We start from the raw sequence: 22,016 nt of genomic DNA on the forward strand, positions 1-22,016 counted from the left end.
ACAGAGCCGATCTGTGATACTATTTTAGTTATGAGAACAAGAATTGTATAAGCAGATTGTGTACGGGAAGAGGGATACTAATGACGGTAGATAACAGCAATACGGGAGTCATTACGGATGAGGCGGCCGCACAGCGGGAGCAGGAATTGATTACTGTAGCGATTGCCAAGGAATTGAACATTAGCCTGAAGCAGGTGCGTACAACGGTTGGACTGCTGGATGAGGGGAATACGATTCCGTTCATCGCCAGATACCGGAAAGAAATGACGGGTGAGCTGGACGAGAATGCGCTGCGTGATATTGAAGAGCGCCTGGCTTATCTTCGCAATTTGGGCGAACGTAAGAAAGACGTTATCCGCAATATTGAAGAGCAGGGCAAGCTGACCAAGGAGCTTCATGAACAAATCACCAATGCGGTCAAGCTGCAGGAAGTGGAGGACTTGTATCGTCCTTTCCGTCAGAAGCGTAAGACTCGTGCTAGTGTTGCGAAGGAAAAAGGCTTAGAGCCGCTTGCAAACTGGATGATGGAGCAGCAAAGACAAGGTGACCCACAAACTGAGGCTACAAAATATATAGATGCTGAAAAAGGAGTGGAGACCGCAGATCAAGCGCTTCAAGGTGCACTGGATATCATCGCCGAGAACATTGCAGATGATCCTGCGATCCGCTCTTGGGTTCGGCAATATACGGCAAGTCAGGGCATCCTTGTGTCTGAAGCTAAGGATGCAGAGCAGGAATCCGTATACGAGAACTACTATAGCTATCGTGAGCCTGTACACAAAATGCCACCTCACCGTATACTCGCTATTAACCGCGGTGAACGTGAGAATATATTAAAGGTAGGCATTGAGGTTGTCACTGATAAAATTCATGCCTACATTGCGCGGAAGATTATTAAAGGGCCATCCCCAGTGAAGGAACTGCTAGAAGCAGTAACTGAGGATGCCTATAAGCGTCTGATTGCTCCTTCTGTGGAGCGTGAGGTTCGTGGGGAGATGACCGAACGGGGTGAGAACCAAGCGATTTCGATCTTCTCTGGTAATCTACGTAGCCTACTGCTGCAGCCGCCCGTTAAGGGACGCTGTGTGCTGGGTGTTGACCCTGCCTATCGTACCGGCTGTAAGCTAGCCGTGGTAGACGATACTGGTAAGCTGCTTGAAGTAGCCGTGACCTATCCAACACCACCGAACAACAAGAAGGTTGAAGCTGCTGCTAAGTTTAAAGAACTAATCGCTAAATATGGCATACAGCTTATTGTTATCGGAAATGGTACAGGCTCTCGTGAGACCGAGCAATTTACTGCAGAAGTGATTGCTGAAATTGGTAATCCAGAGCTGGCCTACCTGATCGTTAATGAAGCAGGGGCGAGTGTCTATTCTGCTTCTAAGCTGGCGCAGGAGGAGTTCCCGGATCTGGATGTCGCAGAGCGCAGCGCGGCTTCTATCGCCCGCCGTGTGCAGGACCCGCTGGCGGAGCTGGTGAAGATCGATCCGAAAGCTATCGGTGTGGGACAGTATCAGCATGACGTCTCCCAGAAGCATCTGGAGGAGAGTCTTAAGGCCGTCGTGGAATCGGCGGTTAACCATGTGGGTGTTGATGTGAATACGGCATCTCCAGCCTTGCTCTCTTACGTAGCTGGCGTTAATGGAACGATTGCTAAGAATATCGTTAAATTCCGTGAAGAGAACGGTAAGTTCACGACTCGGAAGCAGCTGCAAAAGGTGCCTCGTCTGGGTGCGAAGTCCTATGAGCAATGTATCGGCTTCCTGCGGATTCCTGGAGGGGATAACACCTTGGACCGCACGCCTATTCACCCGGAGTCATATCCGGTGGTGGATCGGTTGTTCCGTGAGCTGAGCCTAGATGTAAACAAGCTGGGCAGCAAAGAAGTGGCTTCACAGCTGGAGGCACAAAATGCCGAGGAGCTGGCTGTGAAGCTGGATGTCGGCGTGCCAACGCTTCGCGATATCCTAGAGAGCTTGCAGCGTCCGGGCCGTGATCCGCGCGAGGAGCTGCCGTTGCCGATCTTCCGTACCGACGTGCTGAAGATCGAGGATCTGGTTCCCGGCATGGAAATGCAGGGAACCGTCCGCAACGTGATCGATTTCGGCGCATTCGTCGATATCGGGATCAAGAACGATGGGCTGGTGCATATATCCCAGCTCAGCGGCAGCTTTGTGAAGCACCCGATGGATGTTGTCTCCGTAGGAGATAATGTCACCGTCTGGGTGATGGGTGTTGACCTGAAGAAGGGCCGGGTCAGCCTGACCATGCGTCCGCCGCGTGTTGAGGCAGGAAGTCTTAGCTAAAGTGAACTAAATGAACCAATAAAGCCATCTACTTCGTGAGGAGTAGATGGCTTTTTCTTTTGACTGAATGGTATTGAAACAAACAGCTGTATCTATGAAGATCTCGTTAAATTGTCTAACTTAATAGCTAACTCATTCAGATTGCTAATGCTAATCACCGTTTCAGAAACATGTTGTTGCTGGACCTCAGCGCTAGCGAGGACTTGTTCAATAGCTGCGGTATTCTCTTCGGTAATTGCAGCCACTGAATTAACTTCGCCGAGTACAAGGGTGGATGCATGCCGGATATGATCGCTCCTATCCTTCAGGTCTTCGGCTTGTTCAAGCACCTGGTGTGTATTATTTCGAATGCCCTCGAATAATCGAGCGATATCATCAGTGGAATTTTTCCCTGATTCTACAACTAGCAACCCGTTAGAAACCATATCGCCAACCTGCGCAATATTATTTTGAATGCTTCTGAGAATCCGGGCAATGTCCGCGGATGCATTGTGGGAGCTCTGTGCCAATTTTCGGATTTCATTGGATACGACTGCGAAACCTTTGCCGTGTTCCCCCGCATGAGCGGCTTCAATGGAAGCATTTAGCGACAAAAGATTCGTCTGCTCAGCAATTCCTACGATGCTGGAAACAATCGATTCAATCTTCTGATTTTCTTCATTCATTTGTGTCATCAAGCCAGCAGTACTCGTTACGATATCCGTAACTTCAGACATAGTTCCAGTTAAGCGAATGATTTCATCTTGCCCCTCTTGCGTAATTTGATCCGTTTCACGGCTTCTATTGCTCATGGAGACGGAGGCAGCATTTGCCTGCATAGCTGATTCGTTTAACTGCTGCATAGCATTTGAGATATCGCTAACACTCTGTGCTTGTGATTCTACTCCACTAGCTATCTCTTGGAAGGCGGTTACGACTTCTTTGGAAATTCGATCTGTTGTCAGTACGTTGTTATGCATTAGGTTACTAGATTGACTCAGAACTCCTACGGATTCAGTAACACCTGTAAGGATGGTCTCCATTTCCGCTCTGGCACGTTCAGCTTCGTTGCTGCTCTTAGACATATTTTTGAACATTTTCGCACCAATCTGACTCTGATAGATCAGAACCAGTATCATCATGATGAGAAAAACGTTAACACTTAAGGCATCAACGGATTCGAAAGCGGGTTTGGTCATCAGAAAATAGTTGAGTAAGATGCAAGCTATCACACCATTAAGGAGCAATGGGCGATAGTTGTGATAGAGGGATACGATGCCTAGACCCCAGTATAGAATTAACGTACTAATGATGTTTGCCCCTGCATCGATGTAGAAGTATGTAATGATATTAAAGCCAATAGCTGTTATGTACATAATATAGGGTGTAGCCACACGTTTCCAAATTAGTACCGTACACAATAATCCAAGGGGGACCGCTGCTGATATAATCGCCATGATTGTTTGTGGAAATCTGTAAAGCGAAATTGAACCGAACAACAAACAGCCCCAAAACAAGTAAATAATTAATTTGTTTCTCTGGTGTAATTCAGACATATGATTCAAGGGCATATTCACACTCCATAATGTAATAGTACTTCTGATTTTTAAGTTTAAGAGATTCACGAAATGATGTCTATGATGTTAAGGTAAGTGTCTGCGATCCTTAAAAAAACACGAAAAAAACCTCCCTTAGGTAAAATGGAAGTTCCACACAACCATTCAGATCCGAGAGAGGTTTCTTTTGTAATATTATTCCGCAACAATCAAGCTCGTGCGTTTGGTTTTAAACTTCTGGAGGAAGCTTCGATCTATATTACGGTCGGTAATAATGTATCCAATTTTATCGAGTGAGGCGATGCCGATGGTCACATCTTTCCCGAATTTAGTATGGTCAGCGGCAACATAAACTTCTTTGGAGAGATCGATAATTTTTTTGCGCGTTTGAGCTTCCTCCAGATTATAGTCGGAGATGCCTTTTTCAAGGGTAATGCCGCTTGCGCAAATAAAAGCCTTAAGGATATTTAATTCACTGAAATTAAATAGATAATCATATGCAATGACAGACTGCTCATTTAGTCGGACCTTTCCGCCAATGATAATAAGCTCAACCGCACTGTTCATCAGCTCGTTTACCACAGGAATGGAGTTCGTAATGACCGTGAGATTCTTTTTATTCTTGATATATTTGGCGATCTGATAGGTGGTAGAGCCGCTGTCCAGATAGATGCAATCCCCATCGTTGATATATTCGCTGCACTTTTGGGCGATCATTTTCTTTTCCTCTAAGTGACCGACCATCCGCGCATCCATTGGAGATTCAGCAAACTCCGATTCCACCAGTTTAATTCCACCATAAATCTTCTTGATCTTCCCTTGCTTGTCCAGCAGGTTGATATCTCTGCGAAGGGTATCGATAGAAATATTAAGCTCTTCTGCTAGCTCCGGCAGCTTCTGAACCTTTTTGAACATTAAGATTTCTATGATTTTCTTTTGTCTTTCCAGTGGAAACATGTAATCACCCATTCAAAGTTTATATCGCTTTCGATAGTTGAAGTATAAAGGGATTAATATAGGGTAGCAACTACTCCTTTCTAAGTTAGTCATGATATACTTATAATATACTCACAACTTATTTATAATTTACATACATTTTACGTAACTGTTTATCCTCAAAAACAAAACCTTTTTATACTGAGGTTGTACTTGAGGAGGTGGAACCTTTGCTTAAATTACAAAACATAAGCAAGCATTACGATAACAAGGTTGTTCTAGAGGATATTAGTCTAGACATCCAAGCAGGGGAAATTGTCTCCTTACTCGGCCCCAGCGGGAGTGGCAAAACCACTTTGCTAAACATCATCTTGGGATTGGCTAAGATGGAGCAGGGGCAAATCATTTTTAATGATCAAGATTTAAGCAATGTACCCATGAAGAAACGCGGATTTAATATAGTGTTCCAGGATTATGCGCTCTTCCCCAACCTTAATGCTTACGAAAATATCGTTTATGGTCTGAAAAATAAAAAGGGTTTAACGTCGGAGCATGAGGTTCAGGAGTATATCGAGTTTCTGGAATTAAAGCCGCATTTAACGAAGAAGATCGGCGCTCTATCGGGTGGGCAGAAGCAAAGGGTGGCTTTGGCAAGAACACTCGTAATGAAGCCCAAATTATTACTGCTCGATGAACCTCTAAGCGCACTGGATGGAATCATCAAGGAATCTATTAAAGCTCGGATTAAATCCATCGCCAGAGAATATAAGCTTACGACGATTATCGTCACCCATGACCCTGAAGAAGCGTTAACCCTGTCGGATAAAATTCTCATCATTAATCAAGGTCATATTGCCCAATTCGGAACACCTCAAGAGATCATTCAACAACCTAGCAATGATTTTGTAAAAGAATTTATTCTGGGGCAACTGCAAGTGAAACGGGAAAATATCTATAACCTGTTCGGTGAACATTATGCCTAAAGCTAAACCGGAAATGCGGATCATTTTTATCCCAATCGTATTGTTATTTATCGTTTTCCTGATCTTGCCACTGGCAGTTTTATTTATCCGCTCGTTTGAAACAGGCCAAGGTTATTCGGTATCCAATTATCTCACCATTCTGGCAGATCAAGAGATTCGAGAGTCCATCGGAAATAGTATGAAGGTCTCCGGTGTTACGGCACTCATCACGACGGTTCTAGCTTTTATCCTAGCCTATTCAATCCACTGTACAAGAATCTATCGCCCGTTAAAAAGCATAATCAGAACTGGAATTCTGATTCCTATGCTGCTACCTACGATTACTTACGGGTTTGCAATAATGTACTCTTTCGGCAACCAGGGACTGATTACTAAAATCTTCGGACGGAATTTATTCGAGATTTATGGATTTAATGGTCTGTTGATAGGCTACGTAATTTATACCTTACCTTCTGCTTTCCTGCTGATTCATAATTCGTTCAAGTACATTGATAAAAAGTTCATCGTCGTATCCAAGCTTATGGGGGATGGGACGCTGCGAAGCTTCATGAACACGATCGTTCGGCCTTTGTGGGGCACTTTGGGAGGGGCGTTTGTTCTTTCTTTTATCCTAAGCTTCACGGATTTTGGGATCCCTGCATCGGTGGGGGGGACGTATAACGTGGTTGCTACTCAGCTGTATCAGGTCATGCTTGGGGCTATACCGGATTTCAACAATGGGGCAGTTATTGCTGTACTGATGTTAATACCGGCGGCGTTCGGGGTTGTGCTGTTAACGTATCTTGAAAAATTCAATTTCCATTATGACAAGGTGACTGAAATCGAGATGATCCCGAATAAAGGCAGAGATTCGGTTCTTGGACTAATCTCATCAGTGATTCTAATCGGTCTACTAGCTGTATTTGCAGTCATGTTCGTTGCACCACTGATGAATGGCTATCCTTATGATCTTACGTTTACATTCAAGCATTTTGTGGATGTTTTTCAATCAAGCGATTTAATCAATGTATATAAAAATTCCTTGCTCGTAGCAGGACTGACGGCAATCGTAGGTACGATCGTGGCTTATGCTGCGGCTATCATCAATGTGCGAACGCCTATAAAAGGGAAAGCGACTTTTGACATCCTATCGATGGTGACGAACACGGTACCGGGTATGGTCCTTGGTCTGTCGTATCTACTTCTGTTCAATAACAGCAGTCTCAAAGGAACCTTTACGATTCTTGTGCTCTGCACCCTTGTTCATTACTTTACGACTCCTTATTTGATGGCAAAGAACTCTCTGGCGAAAATGAATCCATCGTGGGAAACCACTGCTGAATTATTAGGTGACAGCTGGCTGCAGACGATCCGCCGGGTCATTCTACCGAACTCTGCATCCACGGTGATAGAGATGGTCAGCTACTATTTTATCAATGCGATGGTGACCATTAGCGGAATTATCTTTCTAGTGACTGCCCAAACCTCGGTAGTTGCCAGCAAAATAAAAGAGCTGCAGCATTTCGCCAAATTTAATGAGGTGTTTGTCCTATCCATCCTGATCTTTTGCACCAACCTTATCATTAAGCTCCTAGGTGACTATCTCCAGAAACGGCAATCAAACTCTCGTTAGTTAACGATTTTAAATATAAAAAAACCAGTTAAAGTGAGGGAGAAATTATGTCTAAGAGAATTAAGGGATTCAAAGGAATTATGTTGTCTATCGTGGCTTTGAGTTTGGTGTTCACATTAGCAGGTTGTGGAAATAAAGCAGCGGGTGATGCGAGTAAAGTAGTGATTTTGACCAATGCGGATGAAGAAGCTGTAGCCTCTATGGAGACTGCGCTAAAAGGTGCGGGGTACGAAGGGCAATATCTCTTTCAATCCTTGGGCACTTCTGAGCTGGGTGGAAAGCTGATGGCAGAGGGAGACAAAATTGAGGCTAATCTGATCACGATGAGCTCTTATTTTGTAGAAAGTGCGCAAGAGAAACATGGCATGTTTAAAGATCTATCGTTTACGACTAACGCGTTAGATTCCTATCCAGCGTACTATACGCCGATTTTGGCGAATACCGGTGCTATTTTTGTAAACACAGCGGTGCTTAAAGATAAGGGCTTGGCGATGCCAACGTCCATTAAGGATTTAACAAAACCAGAATTTAAAGGCTTGGTATCTGTTCCGAACATTATGGACTCTTCGACAGGCTGGTTGTTGGTTCAGGCGATTATTTCGCAATACGGGGAAGAAGAAGGTAAAACGGTTCTGCATGATTTAGTTGCTAATGTAGGCCCACATCTGGAAAGCTCCGGTTCCGGTCCGATTAAAAAGGTAAAAGCAGGAGAAGTGGCTGCAGGCTTTGGACTTCGTCATCAGGCAGTATTAGCTAAAGAAGAAGGCGCACCGATTGACTATGTAGATCCAACGGAAGGTAACTTCTCGCTTACAGAATCCGTAGCCGTGGTGAAAAAAGATGATGCAACAACAGAGCTGGCTATGAAAATGGCAGAAACGATTATTAAAGATGCTAGAAAAGACTTAATTACAAATTACCCAGTGGCTCTATATAAAGATGAAACGGTTAGTGATATCCATAAGCCTGCACACAGTATGAAATTTGTTAAGCCGTTGACTGTGGAACTGCTGGAGCAACATCAACAATTCTTTAAAGAAAATAAATAAGATTAGAAGGAGTGTTAGGGCCATGAACAACTATAAACTGCTGACACCCGGTCCCTTGACAACTACTAACACGGTCAAAGAGCAAATGCTCTTTGACCGTTGTACTTGGGACCAGGACTATAAGAACATTACACAACAAATCAGATCCAGACTTCTGGATTTGGCAAGGGCAACGAACGATGAATATACGGCAGTTCTCATGCAGGGTAGTGGTACGTTTGCAGTGGAATCTGTGCTGACTACGGCGATTTCAGCGGATGATAAGCTTTTGATTATTACAAACGGTGCCTACGGAGAACGTATTGTGCAAATGGCGCAATATATCGGACTCCATTATCGTGTGTATAGTGCCCTATATAATGAATTCCCCCAAGAGGCAGAGCTTAGAGGGATTCTTAAAGAGGATCCAGCCATTACGCACATTGCGATGGTGCATTGCGAGACGACGACAGGGATTCTTAACCCGCTTGAGATGATCTCACAACTGGCAAAAGCCTACGATAAAACATTAATTATCGACGCGATGAGCAGCTTCGGTGGAATAGAGATTGATGTACCTGGGCTTGAAATTGACTATTTAATCAGCAGCGCCAATAAATGTATTCAGGGTGTTCCGGGATTTGGGTTTGTCATTGCAAAGCTGGATAAGCTGCTCACATGTAAAGGGAATGCACGTAGTCTATCACTTGATCTATACGATCAATGGATGGCGATGGACGCAGATGGGAAATGGCGCTATACGTCTCCGACCCATGTAGTCGCTGCATTTTCGAAAGCGATTGAAGAACTGATCGAAGAAGGCGGCATTCCTGCAAGGGCAGCAAGATACCAGAATAATAACCGCATACTGAGAGAAAGACTTGCGAGAATAGGAATAGAGGCGTATATCACAGACGATAAGCAGTCTCCTATTATAACCACCTTTCTTTTTCCGAACGAGACATTCAGCTTTGAAGATTTCTATGAATATGTGAAAGAAAAAGGCTACGTCCTCTACCCAGGCAAATTAACGGAGCACGACACCTTCCGGATTGGGAATATTGGTGAGATTTACGAAGAAGATATTCAGAACTTATGTAATATTATCGAAGCATACATGGGAGGAATGACACAATGAATCAAGTCGAAGGCGTAATTCTGGACTGGGCAGGAACAGCGGTAGATTTTGGCTGCTTTGCACCGGTGAATGTTTTCCTTGATATTTTTCGGGAGGCTGGGATTGAAGTTACGATGCAGGAAGCTAGAGCCCCTATGGGGATGCTGAAAATAGATCATATCCGCGCGATGTTATCCATGCCAAGAGTAGGTGCCTTGTGGGAAGAAAAGTATGGCAGAGCTTTTACTGAACAGGATGTAGAGAACCTGTATGCTGAATTCGAACCGGCTCTGATGGCATCCTTATCCGAATATACTGATCCGATTCCGCAGGTTATTGAGACCGTCCAAGTGCTCAGAAGCCAGGGGCTAAAGATTGGTTCAACGACTGGATATACCCAATCCATGATGGATGTTGTAATTCCGAATGCCGCTGGGAAGGGCTATCAACCGGATTATGTAATCACGCCAGATGGAACGCATTCACTGGGAAGACCTTACCCGTATATGATTTATCATAATATGGAAGCTTTAAAGCTATCGGCAGCATGGAAGGTTGTTAAGGTAGGCGATACGATTTCAGACATTCAAGAAGGTGTTAATGCAGGCGTCTGGTCCGTAGGTATAATCATTGGAAGCTCTGAAATGGGCTTAAGCCAGGAGGAATTTAATGCACTTTCAGACGTGGAGAAGGAAACGGTGATCTCAGCGACACAGACCTCTTTTATTCAAAACGGGGCAGACTTTACGATTCAATCGATGAGTGAGCTGCCACAGCTGATTGGGCGAATCAATGTACTGATTTCTCAAGGAATCAGACCTTATGCGAGATAATCATGAGCTGAAAAGAGAAGGTGACATCAACTTTAGCCCCTTGCGGACAGAGTGGATGACCCAGTTAAGCGCTGTGAGTATAGATAGGATCGAAGCGGACGAGCGTGCATATATGCGACAATCCATGTCAACGCCGTGCTTGAACAGTATCGTAGATGCTGAGGGATGTTATATCACAGATGTGAATGGACACAAATATCTTGATTTTCATGGAAATAGCATTCATCAGATTGGCTATAAGAATCCTTACGTAACTGAAGCTGTGAAAAAACAGCTCGACGAGCTACCGTTCATTCCAAGAAGATTTACGGCAGATATTGCGGTGAAAGCTGCAGAAGCTTTAATCAACAAAACGACCTCAAAGGACTATAAAGTATTATTTACGCCTTCCGGAAGTGCAGCTGTAGGTCTGGCCCTTAAGGTTGCTCGCAAATGGACGGGGAAGCATAAGGTCATCTCCATGTGGGAGTCCTTCCATGGCGCGGGGCTGGACACAATCGCTGTCGGAGGAGAATACGTGTTTAAAAAGGACATGGGCCCGCAAATGCCAGGAATGCTGAAAGCCATTCCTTTTAACGCATACCGTAACCTGCTGGGAAGTCATTCCCATGAAGCAGTGGCTACCTTCTGCCTCGACTATCTGGAATATATGATTCAGCATGAGGGAGAGATCGGGGCGATATTACTTGAGCCTATTCGGGCGACGGATACGCATATCCCGCCTATCTCTTATTTCACAAGATTAAGAAAAATATGTGATGAATATGGGATTCTGCTGATTTTTGATGAGATTCCAACAGCGCTGATGCGAAGCGGAAAGTTCTACGTCCATCAGAATTTCGATATCGAACCGGATATCCTCGTGCTCGGAAAAGGGTTAGGTGGAGGGGTGATCCCGCAAGCAGCGGTGCTTACCAGAACGCAATATGATTGTGCGGGGGATATTTCTTTAGGGCACTATACCCATGAGAAACCGGCGTTAGGAAGTGCAGCGATCTGTGCCACCATCGATTATATCGATGACTTAAATCTGCAGGAACAATGTATCAGCCGGTCTGAATTTGTAAGAGAAAAGCTTGAGGCACTGTCGGCTAAACATCTTTGCATAGGAGATGTCCGTATTACTGGACTACTGATTTCTATTGAACTTGTGAAGTCCAGAGAGACTAGAGAGAAGAATGAGGAATTAGCTGAGCGAGTAATGTATTATTGCTTGGAGAAGGGTCTTTCTTTTAAATTGGCAGGAGGAAACTGCATCACTTGGCATCCTCCGCTTATTGTATCTGAAGAGCAATTAACTTTTGCTGTTAATCTTCTGGATGAAGGATTGTGTAAATATAGTTGAGAGATAGGCAAGCTTCAAAACAGGTTTCTTCGGCTCCGTTCATGGGGGGAGAAACCTGTTTTGTCGTTTAAGGAGTGAAGGACCTGCTCTTTTTGGGTAAGTTTAGAGTAACAGTTGAGCCAATAGATGAGATGAAGGGGACGGAAGTCCAAACATTCACCGCAGTTACAAGGTAGATTAATTATACGAATGGGCTGGAGCAGCATTTAAAAAGATACGCAACAGCTCGTCCACCGCAGTGTCTAGACGGGAATGATTGTTAGCTGCAAGCCAATCCTCTTGCACGATGATGTAGCTGCAGGAGCTGCTTTTTAAATAGCTGTATATAATTTGTGCTTCGTCAATTTCATGGCGAGTAATTGCTGCCGGGGCCTGGTTAAGTTCACCGCAGAAAGTGTCCATAATCGCTGATGTTATAACGGCTTGCAGGTAGGTAATATCGGGTTGAGCGTATTCGAGCTTAGTATGCGCCAGGATGCGATTTCCTTTGAGTAATATGAGTTTAAGCGTCTGTTCATCCATGGCTTCAAGGATCGCAATATTCTGATTCTCTGCAGCGAATTCGATAACCTTCTCTTTGTGATTCAGGAAGCTGATGGCTCCCATGTAATCCCTATATTTGGCGGCGGTTTCGAAGTCAAATTGCTGTGCAGCTTCAGTCATCTGTTGCTCCATCTCCACAAGGAGGCTGGAATCCGTTCCGTTTAGTAGGGCTATGACTTTATCAATGATTGTATTATATTGAACGGCAGCATCGCCGCCAGCACACATCCCTATGCATAAGCCAAGCGAATGGTTTAGGCATAAAGAATTTTTGAAGCTTGGATTGCTGCAAAGGATTTTTGAGCTTTCCTTGATGCCTTGCACGGCTCTTTCCACGGTACTTCTGCTCGTGTAGGGGCCCCAAATCATGTTCCCTTTCTGGACTTGAGGATCATAGGTTATGTCTAACGAACGCATCTTGTTGTCTGCTCCTATTACGATATACGTATAGGCCTGCGGATTTTTCATTTTTCTATTGTACATGGGCTTTATTTCTTTAATTAATTTGCACTCCAGCATAAAAGCTTCGAATTCGGTATCTGTAAGGATAATATCCAAATCTTTAATATGGCGAACGAGCTGTTTTACCTTTGGGGAATGAGACTTCGAGTTTTGAAAATACGATTTTACTCTCCGTTTCAGCTGTTTCGCCTTTCCTACATATATAATATGGCCGAGGCCATCCTTCATGAGATACACGCCGGGAGTCAGAGGAAGGCTTTTAAGTTTTTCTGTTAAATGAATAGTAACCCCGCCCTCTCATAAGAGTTGTTTGACTGATAGTTTTAGTATAAGCCTGCAACCTTCATTTGTTCAAATCAGTCTAAAGAGCGAGGGATCAAAAACGAGGAGGGATCTTATGTACTTCGCAAGAAATATCGGTGGTTTGGCGCTGATAGCAGCTATGTTATGGCTTACAGCATGCAGAGGAACGCCAGAAGCGGGAACGGAACCGAAGGTGACCCCAGAACAGACGCAAATGCAGATGCCTGAGCAAACGCCAGAGCAGACACAAACTGCACAACCAGCGGCTACTACGGAGCCACTACAGGAGACGGAGCCATCAAGCACGGATCAGCCACTGGATCAGGAGGGACTTCCGCCAACTGTAGAGGAAGCTGCGACGACAGTCATAAGGTCTATTAAAAATAAGGATATGAAGCAATTGGCCGCATGGGTACATTCAGATAAAGGGTTACGTTTTTCTCCATACGCATACGTAGATACGAAGAATGATCTTGTATTCAGCAAGGATGAAGTGGAAGGATTAATGAATGACTCTACCAAAAGAGTCTGGCGAACATTTGCTGGATCGGGTGATTTAATTGAGCTGACATTCGCAGATTACTACAAGCGGTTTGTCTACGATGCAGACTTCATTCAGACGGCCGAAATTGCTGTGAACAAGGGGCTTGGGCAAGGTACAACGATCAATAACTTGAACGAAGTGTATCCCAAGGAGCAATATGATTTCGTTGAATATCATATTACTGGCATCGATCCTTCTGTCGAAGGGATGGACTGGCGCAGCCTGCGTCTAGTTTTCGAGAAGATTGGAGAGGATCATGCACTAGTAGGCATTATTCACGATCAATGGACACCCTGAGAAGTAAGAAATTCTTATTAGTCCTTGGGTAGTTTAGAACATGGGGGAGAACCCAAAAAACGAAGGTGCCTCAGTAGCCATTTTACGGCTTTTGGGGCACCTTCGTTTGATTCGTTCCATAAGAATCGAGTCCGGAGCTTTTATTGCGTAGCGCTAGATGTAGATCCAGATACCGATTTAGCGATCGCTTTATATCCCTCTGGCAGATAAGTGACAACAGATGCTTTTGAGATCACCTGTGCGTACATTTTTCCTGGATCAGGAGCAGTCACATTAAAGTAAATCACAGCGGTCTTGTCTTTGCCAAATTCGATTCGCTCAATCACTAGTCCATATCCAGAATGCGGTAAGTTGTTAACGGTCAATGTAGCCTTGTTTACTCCTTCACCCGCTTTGGTTAGTGTAACCTCAGTCTCATAGGTTGGAGTAGTAGGGCTACCATTAGATACAATTACGCGTTTGGCAAAAGCAGCTGCATCGTAGGTCATCGCGGCTGCTTCCGAACGGGTAATGGCATCATTTGGCCGGAAATTACCGTTCTTATCGAGTGTGGCGATATGTGTATTCAGCAGGATCTGGAGACTATTTATAACCTCTGTAGAAAGTTTATCGCCATCCTTAATGTCTACATACATCAGTGTAACCGGGAAGTTACCTTTACTTTGCAGTGCTTGCGTTAATAAGTGAGCGAACTGAGCACGGGTGATGGTTCCGTTAGGATCTACTGTTCGATCAAGTGAAAGACCATTTTGCTTGGCAGTCAGGAAGGCTGAAGCATACCAGGATTTGTCGTTCACCTTATCAAAATAATCACTAGCTTTGGATGAGCTGTTACCCGCCTCTGGCTTCGGAGACAGATTCAGACCCCCAACGATGAACTGAATCCCTTGGGCAAAGCTTACTTTAGATTTAGGCGCGAACTTATCTTTGTCTACTCCATTTATAATCCCCTCTTTATGCAGGGAGTTAATTTTTGCTTCCGCAGGATCACCTTTCAAATCCGAAAAAGCAAAAGCAGATGCTCCAAATGACAGGCTTGCTGCTAGAATACCGCAGGCTATCGTCATTGTTTTGACATTACTTATGAATAATGATTTCTTCATTATGCGTCACCTCCATACTCTTAGATGGTAGATTAGACCAAAATGTTGCAGGCAATTTAAAATATTATAAAGATTCAAGTAAAACGTTATCCGCGAAGGAGTGACTCGGCACCATCTACATAGATCTCAGTTCCTGTGACATGGAAAGACTCATCCGAGGCGAGAAATAATACTAGATTGGCTACTTGTTCAGGTTTACCGGGCGCATCTTCCAGAGGATGATTGCCTTTCGGAAATTCTACAGGAATCTTCACTTCTTGAAGATCATCACTCTTATCCGTATTATCTCCAATTTGAGTGTCGATTGATCCAGGACAGACCGCATTTACGCGGATACCGTATTGCGCCAGCTCTAACGCAGCCATTTTCATAAAAGCGATTTGTCCAGCCTTCGAAGAGGAGTACGCAGCAGCGCCGATGTTCGAGAACACTCGATTTCCGTTAATAGAGCTAGTGATAATGATGCTTCCGCCATTTTCTTTCATATGGGGGATAGCATATTTTACTGTGGCAAAGGTACTGCGTAGGTTGGTATCTAGCGTCTGGTCCCAATCTTCGATTTCTAGTGTTTCTATTGGAGCCCATGTACCATTAATGCCAGCATTCGCAAAAATGATATCAATCTTCCGAACCTCATCCGCAACCTTACGAATACTTTCTTCGACAAGACCTGGATTGGAAACATCGCATTCGATAACTGTAGCTGTTCCTCCAATGGATTCAATTTCACGTTTAGTTTCATAGGATTCCTCAGGGGTGCGATCAAGCATATATACCTTAGCTGCGTGCTGGGCAAACCTTATGGCTGTAGCTTTCCCAATACCGGATCCTGCGCCTGTGACTACTGCAACTTTATTTTGCAAACGTTGATCTAACATGATGAATTTCCTCCTTGGCGTTAGACTTCTTACTTAGTAATTACATACCCGGCATAGCTGAATTTAACCAATTTAGTAGGAGGGTGGAACAACAAGGAGGGATGTATTACTATGAGACATAAGGATGTGTACAATATATATTTAGATCAATCTAGCTCATGATAGGGGTACTATAGATGATTCAGCAGCAGGGAGCAGAACGGATTAATGTGGGGATATTTGCCCATGTGGATGCCGGCAAGACAACAACAACAGAGCATATTTTGTATGAAAGCGGTCGCATTCGAGCGCTCGGCAGTGTAGACAGTGGGACAGCATTGACGGATTCTATGGATGTGGAGCGGCAACGAGGAATATCCGTTCGGGCGGCATTAGCTTCTTTTGAATGGAAAGGTGTGCAGATCAACCTCGTTGATACACCGGGACACGTCGATTTTCTGTCAGAGGTTGAACGGTCTTTGCGAGTGATGGATTGTGCGGTGCTAATTTTGTCGGCGGTAGAGGGTGTGCAGGCTCAAAGTGAGATGATCTGGAACGCGCTGAGGAAGCTGGGAATACCGACGCTTATTTTTATGAACAAAATGGATCGTGTAGGTGCAGACCCTGAGGCTGTGCTGGCGCAAGCGCGAAATTATTTGTCTAGTGATATCATTCCTGTACAGCAACCCACCGGGAAAGAGCAGGAGTACATAGGCGCAATAGATTTGTGGGGGAGCGATGCCGATCCTGCTGCACAGACAGAATTATTAGAGGCATTGGCTGAGCGGGATGAAGACCTGCTAGAAACGTATATGTCAGGTAGTTCGATTGATCTTGCAGCTTGGAAAAAATATATGAAGACAGCTTCCGCTTCAGGACGCTTCTTCCCAATGGTTTATGGTGTTGCCGCCAAGGGGCTTGGCATTACTGCATTGCTGGACGCGATGGTTGAGTATTTTCCGCGAGCTGGTGGCAATGTTGAGGGGCCGGTGTCCGGCATTGTCTACAATATTCAGCGTGATAAAAGCATGGGGCGAATGGCGTTTGTCCGCCTTTATGAAGGAACGATCCGTAACCGCGATACGGTAATGAACTACACGCAGAATATTCAGGGAAAAGTGACCCAGATCCGCAAGGTCGAGGGTGGTCGTACTGAGGATGTCGGATCGCTTGAAGCGGGGGATATCGCTGTAATCTATGGTCTTTCAGGGGTACGGATCGGAGATGTACTCGGCCATCCGGAGGCGATTCCGGAGGAAGCGAAGCTGGCTGTACCGCTGCTAACGGTGCGCGTATTCTGGGGAACCGATATGGATGACCATAAGGTTATCGGAGCATTGCAGGAGCTGGCGGATGAAGATCCGCTCTTGGATGCGCAGTGGCTGCAGGATGAGCGAGAGCTGCATATCAAAGTAATGGGACCTATTCAGCTGGAGATTCTGAATAGTGTTCTGGAGGAGCGGTATGCGCTGAAGGTTACCTTCGGTCAGCCTTCTGTTATCTATAAAGAAACGCCAGCCTCTGCTGGGGAAGGCTTTATCGCTTATACGATGCCGAAGCCGTGCTGGGCGATTCTGCGGTTTCAGATAGAGCCCGGACCTCCTGGCAGTGGTTTAGTTTATGATTCGGTAGTGCGGAGTTCCGATCTGCTGCCGCAATATCAGAGCGAGACCGCACGCCGTGTACCAGAAGCCTTGCAACAGGGCTTGTACGGCTGGGAGGTTACCGATCTTAAAGTGACCTTAATCGAGGGACAGCATCATGTATGGCATACCCATCCGCTGGATTTTGCCGTAGCGACTCCTATGGGGATTATGGATGGACTCGCGCGGGTAGGCACTAAACTACTGGAGCCGATTCTTCAGGTTCGCATCGTTGTCCCTGAGGAGAATGGCGGCCGAGTGATGAACGACCTGGTTCAGATGCGCGGCACCTTCGAGCCACCTGTGCTACAAGGCGAGCGGATGATCATCGAAGGCCGTCTGCCACTGGCAACGTCGCTCGATTATCCGGTTACTTTAAGCTCCTACACGAAGGGGCGTAGCACATTTACTTCTTTTTTTGCCGGCTATGAAGAATCTCCGCCAGACGTATCCGCTGAGCGTACCCGCCGGGGAGTGAACCCGCTGGATCAAGCGAAATATATATTAAGCGTGCGGAAGGCGCTGCAGGGGTGAGATAAAATGAAGATCAGAGAAGCAACAGCTAGTGATATAGACGGGATCGCTTTCGTCCACGCTACGAGTTGGAAAACCACGTATAAAGGACTAATATCAGACGAGTTTCTTGATAATTTCACAGTAGAAGCTAGAAGGAAGCGTTGGATTCAGAATTTTGAAAATCCCAATAAAGACGAGGTAATGTATGTTGCTGAAGATGAGTCTGGGATGATCATTGGCTTTGCAAATGGAGGGGCGCGAAGAGAGCCGGATCTCTACGATGCGGAGCTTTACGCACTTTATTTGCTTAAGGAACACCAAGGAAAAGGTCTAGGGAAGCAGCTCATAAGAAGTGTAGCACAGAATTTATTGAAGAAAAATTATAGCTCGTTCATGACTTGGGTGCTGGTGGGCAATCCGGCGATTCATTTCTACCACAGCGTTGGGGGAGAGTCTATCTCAAGTATAGAAGTTAAGATAGGGAATGAATTATTAGAAGAAATAAAAATAGGATGGCAAGACATTAGAGGCATAGGGATTGATTAATTACTTTTCACGCAAAAAAAGACTCATAAGGGATACAAAACGCATACCCCTTATGAGTCTCATAATGATTTATTTAATGTACGTACGGCTGACCAGAACATCTGCAATTACATCTGTTGGAATGATGAATTCTCTAACGCCCATGTAGCCAGGAGCCACATCATATTTGTTAAAGGAAATAACCAGCTGGTACTTATCGTTGATATAGAAATCTTGATCTTTAGCTATATTTTCAAATTGATAAAAAAGGTCTTCATTGGGTTCATCTGTTGAAATCCAGTAGAACATATCTTTATCTGCTTTCATTTGGGAGCGCATCTGTTCTTTAATATTTTCACTTATGATACTGATATATCGATCATCCTTAAATAACATAGGCAGACTTAGCAGGATTTGATTCTTCTTGTCTATCGTATCGTGCTGCATTGTTGTTGACGATGAACCTACGGTATTTACCACGTATCTGCTAATAGAAAATAGCTCAGCATTGTCCGTTTTAACCTCAAAGCCTGTGTCGACCCCTAAATGCCCCTCTCCGGATTGCTTTAAAGACTCCATCTCTGCTTGAAACTCATCATATAGTTTTTTGTTTTCTTCGAGATATTTTTCATTCAGAGTCGATTCCAGCTCTTTATTCTCTAGGTTAGTAATGATGGGGACCTTTATGTCTGCATTATAGGTCTGTTCATCCACTTTGTATTCTCTAAAAGTTAGCACTTTAACAATACTGTCTACACCAGGTATAGCAGAGAAGGCATTGGCAATGTTAACATTGACATTAATTCCAATTACGAAAAATAGGGCTGCCGCACAAACTCCAGATATCCACTGGTAACGTATTCTTCTTATCTTCCTTTTCTTTAATGCTTTACTTACAACGAAATCTAATTCCTCAGGAATAGGGAGTTTGTTATAATCTTCTATAATTTTTTTGATTTGGTTATCCATTCTAATTGATCTCCTTTGAGGATTCTTCCTGCATGTTGATTCTTAATAACTGGAGTGCTTGATATAGTCTAGTCTTTACTGTATTGACGTTTTCATTTAATACTTCCGCAACTTCCTCGATCTTTAAATCTTCGATATATCTAAGGACGATGACATTTCGATACTTAAGGGGGAGATCATCCAGCGATCTTTCTAAATCAATATCTGGATACACGTCTACCGCACCAGGGATAAAAAAGTCGAGTGCTTCATCATCTACCGGTTGAACTCTTTTATGTTTCCTCAGAAAATCTAGAGAGGTAGTTACTACGATTCTAAACAACCAACTCTTTACGGATTCTGGGTTCTTTAGCAACCCTATAGAGGAGAGAGCTTTATAAATTGAATCCTGAACAACATCTAATGCATCCTCTTTGTTCTTCACATAGCTGTAAGCTAGACGGTATATGTTCTCCTTGTTATCTGTAATACAAAGAGTGAGTAATTTCTCTTTATTCCTCTTAAGCATATTCGTAAAACCCTTCTCTTTTTATATTGCGTAGCTTTAGTTTGTTAGATTACTATTCTCATTGATTCTCCTTTTGTATGGCTTTAGCTACAAGTGCGGCATAGGATTTGGCACCTTCTCGTTTTAGATGAACGCCATCCTCATAGAAGTAAGAATCCTTTCCTTCGCTTGAGGAATGCCAGTCTACAACCATAGCATTGGGGAATTCTAAAGCCACTTTCTTAAGCAAGGTATTCACAGTATTTTGCCATTTTTTCGGTACACGTGTGTTTACTAGTACGACTTGCTGAACATCTTCAAGTGAAATAAGTAATTTCCGCAATTGATTGGAGTTAAAAGCTCCGTTTGTACCTAGATTAATGATCACTCGAGTGCCAAGTTTCCCCTTCGTCCTAAGTTTATCGACCACTTCTTGTGCCTGTGACATCTGCCTGCCTACCTTACCATCGATAACAATGCCTGGCAGAAGTTCTTGTAGATAAGGAGCAGCATCGAGGATTACGGAATCACCTATCGCAGTAACACCTTTACCTGCTTCTTCTACCTGAGGCTGAGGTTCTGGCATCTTCGGTGGATCTACTGGTACTGGTACAGGCACAGGTGTTGGTACATTTTGAGGGGGCACTAGTGTGACATTATGTTCATTCTTATCGGGATTAGTAATAGTGCCTGTATTCGGATCTGCGGATATCTTAGTATCCAAGTTGCTACTGCAGGATATGGACAATATGATTAACGGGACTGCAATAAAGATGAATAAGGGTCGAATCTTGAATTGCAGACGAATGCTTAATTTCGTACACCATCTTCCTAATAAACCTTGACGAATAGGTTCTTCGATATATTTCCACGATAGTGAGGCTAATAGGAGGCTAACTCCCAGCTGAAAAAGAACACGGAAACCATCGAACCCACCTGTATCTATTGTAGGATTAGTTAGAATGATGACTGGATAATGCCATATGTAAATACTATAGGAACGTACGCCAATCCAACGCAAGGGCTTGCAACCCATGATTTTAGCTAGTCGGCTCGCAGGATGTGCGAGTACAGCTATTACAATTGCGGAAAGAATCGACACTATAACCAAGCCGCCATAATAAAGAAATTGTCCGTATTCATTCGTCCGCCAAATCATAAGAATGAGGGTGATTAATCCGATTGCACCACTGAAGTCAAGGATATAGCGAGATCTGCGTGAAATCTTATCGGTCAAATTTTGACTCGGCCATGCTAGAGCGAGAGCGGCTCCAATCAGTAGAGCAAAAGCTCGGGTATCAGTACCATAATAGACTCGGCTTGGGTCAAATCCAGGTTGATAGATTAGCGCCATAGCAAGTGCCGAGAGGAATGCCCCTGTTAGACACATCACAATGAGTTTACCTCGCTGAGGTGCAAGGCGTAACCCTACAATAATAACCAATGGCCAAATGAAGTAGAACTGTTCCTCAATAGCGAGCGACCACAAATGACCGATAGGAGAAGGAGGTCCAAAGCTCTCGAAATAAGATACATCGTGAAAAATAAGCCACCAGTTATTGAAGTATAACGTTGAAGATATAAAGTCCCCTTGTAATGCTGCTAATCGTGAACGATCGAACAACAGAAGCCACATAGCAGTGACAAAAAGCATGACAAACATAGCAGGCAATAGCCGTCGCGCTCGTCTGATCCAGAAATCTTTAAGGTCGAACCGTCGGTCTTGCTTCCACCTTTGGATGATTTGATCCGTGATCAGATATCCAGACAGAACGAAGAATATTCCGACCCCTATAAGTCCTCCTGGAGCCCAATTGAGGTCGAGATGATACGCAATAACTGCGATCACAGAGAGTGCGCGAAGTCCATCTATTCCTGGCATATAACGCCTTCTAGTCGTGGAATTGTCAGGTTCTAAAAAGTTAGTCGGTGGTGTAACCTTGATTTCTTTCATGGTAGTTCATTCCTTCGTCATCAGTTGTCTTATGTCAGCAAGACGTATGACTAACTTAAAAAAGTTCTTAACTTCTCTTGGTAAATAAAGGAGTGATCATGAATGGATCAGAAAT

18 protein-coding genes are annotated in these 22,016 nt (G+C 44.3%); 10 read left to right on the forward strand and 8 right to left on the reverse strand.

Translation table 11 applies throughout. The annotated features are described in order from the left end of the window. Nucleotides 1–80: 80 nt before the first annotated feature. A complete protein-coding gene (locus MKX41_RS30230) occupies nt 81–2,309 on the forward strand; it encodes a Tex family protein (protein WP_340974451.1) in 2,229 nt (742 codons plus the stop codon). A gap of 92 nt (nt 2,310–2,401) precedes the next feature. Here the strand turns inward: MKX41_RS30230 and MKX41_RS30235 are convergent, their stop codons facing one another. After that, entirely contained in the window at nt 2,402–3,859 is a 1,458-nt protein-coding gene (locus tag MKX41_RS30235; RefSeq protein ID WP_081393051.1) for a methyl-accepting chemotaxis protein, read from the reverse strand. A 180-nt stretch (nt 3,860–4,039) separates the two neighbouring features. Continuing rightward, the gene (locus tag MKX41_RS30240; RefSeq protein WP_076284150.1) at nt 4,040–4,801 is read right to left on the reverse strand and encodes a DeoR/GlpR family DNA-binding transcription regulator; all 762 of its coding nucleotides are present in this window, start codon (nt 4,799–4,801) and stop codon (nt 4,040–4,042) included. Nucleotides 4,802–5,010: 209 nt separating this feature from the next. Between MKX41_RS30240 and MKX41_RS30245 the strand changes: the two genes are divergently transcribed. Genes MKX41_RS30245 through pbfA form a run of 6 tightly spaced genes read left to right on the forward strand, consistent with a single transcriptional unit; the run spans nt 5,011 to nt 11,698 of the window. Next, nucleotides 5,011–5,763 carry an ABC transporter ATP-binding protein gene (locus MKX41_RS30245; protein WP_042124736.1) on the forward strand — a complete coding sequence of 251 codons (753 nt, stop codon included), beginning with the start codon at nt 5,011–5,013 and terminating at the stop codon, nt 5,761–5,763. Continuing rightward, on the forward strand, nt 5,756–7,375 hold the full coding sequence (locus MKX41_RS30250; RefSeq protein ID WP_076284031.1) for an ABC transporter permease subunit: 1,620 nt from the start codon (nt 5,756–5,758) through the stop codon (nt 7,373–7,375). The genes MKX41_RS30245 and MKX41_RS30250 overlap by 8 nt, the downstream gene beginning before the upstream one ends. Nucleotides 7,376–7,422: 47 nt before the next feature. Further along, nucleotides 7,423–8,424, forward strand: a complete 1,002-nt coding sequence (locus MKX41_RS30255; RefSeq protein WP_076284032.1) for an extracellular solute-binding protein — start codon at nt 7,423–7,425, stop codon at nt 8,422–8,424. Nucleotides 8,425–8,446: 22 nt separating this feature from the next. Beyond that, nucleotides 8,447–9,541, forward strand: coding sequence for a 2-aminoethylphosphonate--pyruvate transaminase (gene phnW / locus MKX41_RS30260; protein WP_076298382.1), 1,095 nt, complete (start codon nt 8,447–8,449; stop codon nt 9,539–9,541). Continuing rightward, nucleotides 9,538–10,353 carry a phosphonoacetaldehyde hydrolase gene (gene phnX, locus MKX41_RS30265; protein ID WP_340974453.1) on the forward strand — a complete coding sequence of 272 codons (816 nt, stop codon included), beginning with the start codon at nt 9,538–9,540 and terminating at the stop codon, nt 10,351–10,353. The genes phnW and phnX overlap by 4 nt, the downstream gene beginning before the upstream one ends. Beyond that, nucleotides 10,343–11,698 (forward strand): (R)-1-hydroxy-2-aminoethylphosphonate ammonia-lyase, encoded by a 1,356-nt coding sequence (gene pbfA / locus MKX41_RS30270; RefSeq protein ID WP_340974454.1) that lies wholly within the window; start codon nt 10,343–10,345, stop codon nt 11,696–11,698. Before phnX ends, pbfA begins: the two co-directional genes overlap by 11 nt. A 177-nt stretch (nt 11,699–11,875) precedes the next feature. Here the strand turns inward: pbfA and MKX41_RS30275 are convergent, their stop codons facing one another. Beyond that, a complete protein-coding gene (locus MKX41_RS30275; protein ID WP_256721601.1) occupies nt 11,876–12,931 on the reverse strand; it encodes a UvrB/UvrC motif-containing protein in 1,056 nt (351 codons plus the stop codon). A gap of 169 nt (nt 12,932–13,100) precedes the next feature. On the opposite strand from MKX41_RS30275, the gene MKX41_RS30280 reads away from it, so the two are divergent. After that, complete coding sequence (locus MKX41_RS30280) at nt 13,101–13,847, forward strand: hypothetical protein (protein ID WP_339269237.1); 747 nt, start codon at nt 13,101–13,103, stop codon at nt 13,845–13,847. Nucleotides 13,848–13,987: 140 nt separating this feature from the next. On the opposite strand, the gene MKX41_RS30285 is transcribed toward MKX41_RS30280, so the two are convergent. Both MKX41_RS30285 and MKX41_RS30290 read right to left on the reverse strand, forming a co-directional pair. Next, on the reverse strand, nt 13,988–14,950 hold the full coding sequence (locus MKX41_RS30285; RefSeq protein ID WP_339245581.1) for an S-layer homology domain-containing protein: 963 nt from the start codon (nt 14,948–14,950) through the stop codon (nt 13,988–13,990). An 86-nt stretch (nt 14,951–15,036) separates the two neighbouring features. Beyond that, nucleotides 15,037–15,828, reverse strand: coding sequence for an SDR family oxidoreductase (locus tag MKX41_RS30290; RefSeq protein ID WP_340974455.1), 792 nt, complete (start codon nt 15,826–15,828; stop codon nt 15,037–15,039). A 176-nt stretch (nt 15,829–16,004) separates the two neighbouring features. Here MKX41_RS30290 and MKX41_RS30295 point away from each other — a divergent pair, with 176 nt between their 5' ends. After that, nucleotides 16,005–17,984, forward strand: a complete 1,980-nt coding sequence (locus tag MKX41_RS30295) for a translation factor GTPase family protein (protein ID WP_340974456.1) — start codon at nt 16,005–16,007, stop codon at nt 17,982–17,984. Nucleotides 17,985–17,990: 6 nt separating this feature from the next. Further along, the gene (locus tag MKX41_RS30300; RefSeq protein WP_076298377.1) at nt 17,991–18,512 is read left to right on the forward strand and encodes a GNAT family N-acetyltransferase; all 522 of its coding nucleotides are present in this window, start codon (nt 17,991–17,993) and stop codon (nt 18,510–18,512) included. Between the two features lie 69 nt (nt 18,513–18,581). Here the strand turns inward: MKX41_RS30300 and MKX41_RS30305 are convergent, their stop codons facing one another. From MKX41_RS30305 to MKX41_RS30315, 3 genes are read right to left on the reverse strand one after another with little or no spacing between them, the layout of a single operon-like run. Then, nucleotides 18,582–19,460 (reverse strand): DUF3298 and DUF4163 domain-containing protein, encoded by an 879-nt coding sequence (locus tag MKX41_RS30305; protein WP_340974457.1) that lies wholly within the window; start codon nt 19,458–19,460, stop codon nt 18,582–18,584. A 1-nt stretch (nt 19,461) separates the two neighbouring features. Beyond that, entirely contained in the window at nt 19,462–19,968 is a 507-nt protein-coding gene (locus tag MKX41_RS30310) for an RNA polymerase sigma factor (protein WP_339245587.1), read from the reverse strand. Between the two features lie 58 nt (nt 19,969–20,026). Next, on the reverse strand, nt 20,027–21,901 hold the full coding sequence (locus tag MKX41_RS30315; RefSeq protein WP_340974458.1) for an acyltransferase family protein: 1,875 nt from the start codon (nt 21,899–21,901) through the stop codon (nt 20,027–20,029). Between the last annotated feature and the right edge of the window lie 115 nt (nt 21,902–22,016).

Origin of the sequence: Paenibacillus sp. FSL R5-0475, from assembly GCF_038004585.1 — a bacterium.
Classification (GTDB): Bacteria; Bacillota; Bacilli; order Paenibacillales; family Paenibacillaceae; genus Paenibacillus_AQ.

Bases quoted from the DNA above. Each gene is read 5' to 3' on its own strand.
- MKX41_RS30230 (WP_340974451.1), top strand. From the start codon at position 81: ATGACGGTAGATAACAGCAATACGGGAGTCATTACGGATGAGGCGGCC.
- MKX41_RS30235 (WP_081393051.1), bottom strand. From the start codon at position 3,859: ATGCCCTTGAATCATATGTCTGAATTACACCAGAGAAACAAATTAATT.
- MKX41_RS30240 (WP_076284150.1), bottom strand. From the start codon at position 4,801: ATGTTTCCACTGGAAAGACAAAAGAAAATCATAGAAATCTTAATGTTC.
- MKX41_RS30250 (WP_076284031.1), top strand. From the start codon at position 5,756: ATGCCTAAAGCTAAACCGGAAATGCGGATCATTTTTATCCCAATCGTA.
- MKX41_RS30255 (WP_076284032.1), top strand. From the start codon at position 7,423: ATGTCTAAGAGAATTAAGGGATTCAAAGGAATTATGTTGTCTATCGTG.
- phnW (WP_076298382.1), top strand. From the start codon at position 8,447: ATGAACAACTATAAACTGCTGACACCCGGTCCCTTGACAACTACTAAC.
- phnX (WP_340974453.1), top strand. From the start codon at position 9,538: ATGAATCAAGTCGAAGGCGTAATTCTGGACTGGGCAGGAACAGCGGTA.
- pbfA (WP_340974454.1), top strand. From the start codon at position 10,343: ATGCGAGATAATCATGAGCTGAAAAGAGAAGGTGACATCAACTTTAGC.
- MKX41_RS30275 (WP_256721601.1), bottom strand. From the start codon at position 12,931: ATGAAGGATGGCCTCGGCCATATTATATATGTAGGAAAGGCGAAACAG.
- MKX41_RS30280 (WP_339269237.1), top strand. From the start codon at position 13,101: ATGTACTTCGCAAGAAATATCGGTGGTTTGGCGCTGATAGCAGCTATG.
- MKX41_RS30285 (WP_339245581.1), bottom strand. From the start codon at position 14,950: ATGAAGAAATCATTATTCATAAGTAATGTCAAAACAATGACGATAGCC.
- MKX41_RS30290 (WP_340974455.1), bottom strand. From the start codon at position 15,828: ATGTTAGATCAACGTTTGCAAAATAAAGTTGCAGTAGTCACAGGCGCA.
- MKX41_RS30295 (WP_340974456.1), top strand. From the start codon at position 16,005: ATGATTCAGCAGCAGGGAGCAGAACGGATTAATGTGGGGATATTTGCC.
- MKX41_RS30300 (WP_076298377.1), top strand. From the start codon at position 17,991: ATGAAGATCAGAGAAGCAACAGCTAGTGATATAGACGGGATCGCTTTC.
- MKX41_RS30305 (WP_340974457.1), bottom strand. From the start codon at position 19,460: ATGGATAACCAAATCAAAAAAATTATAGAAGATTATAACAAACTCCCT.
- MKX41_RS30310 (WP_339245587.1), bottom strand. From the start codon at position 19,968: ATGCTTAAGAGGAATAAAGAGAAATTACTCACTCTTTGTATTACAGAT.
- MKX41_RS30315 (WP_340974458.1), bottom strand. From the start codon at position 21,901: ATGAAAGAAATCAAGGTTACACCACCGACTAACTTTTTAGAACCTGAC.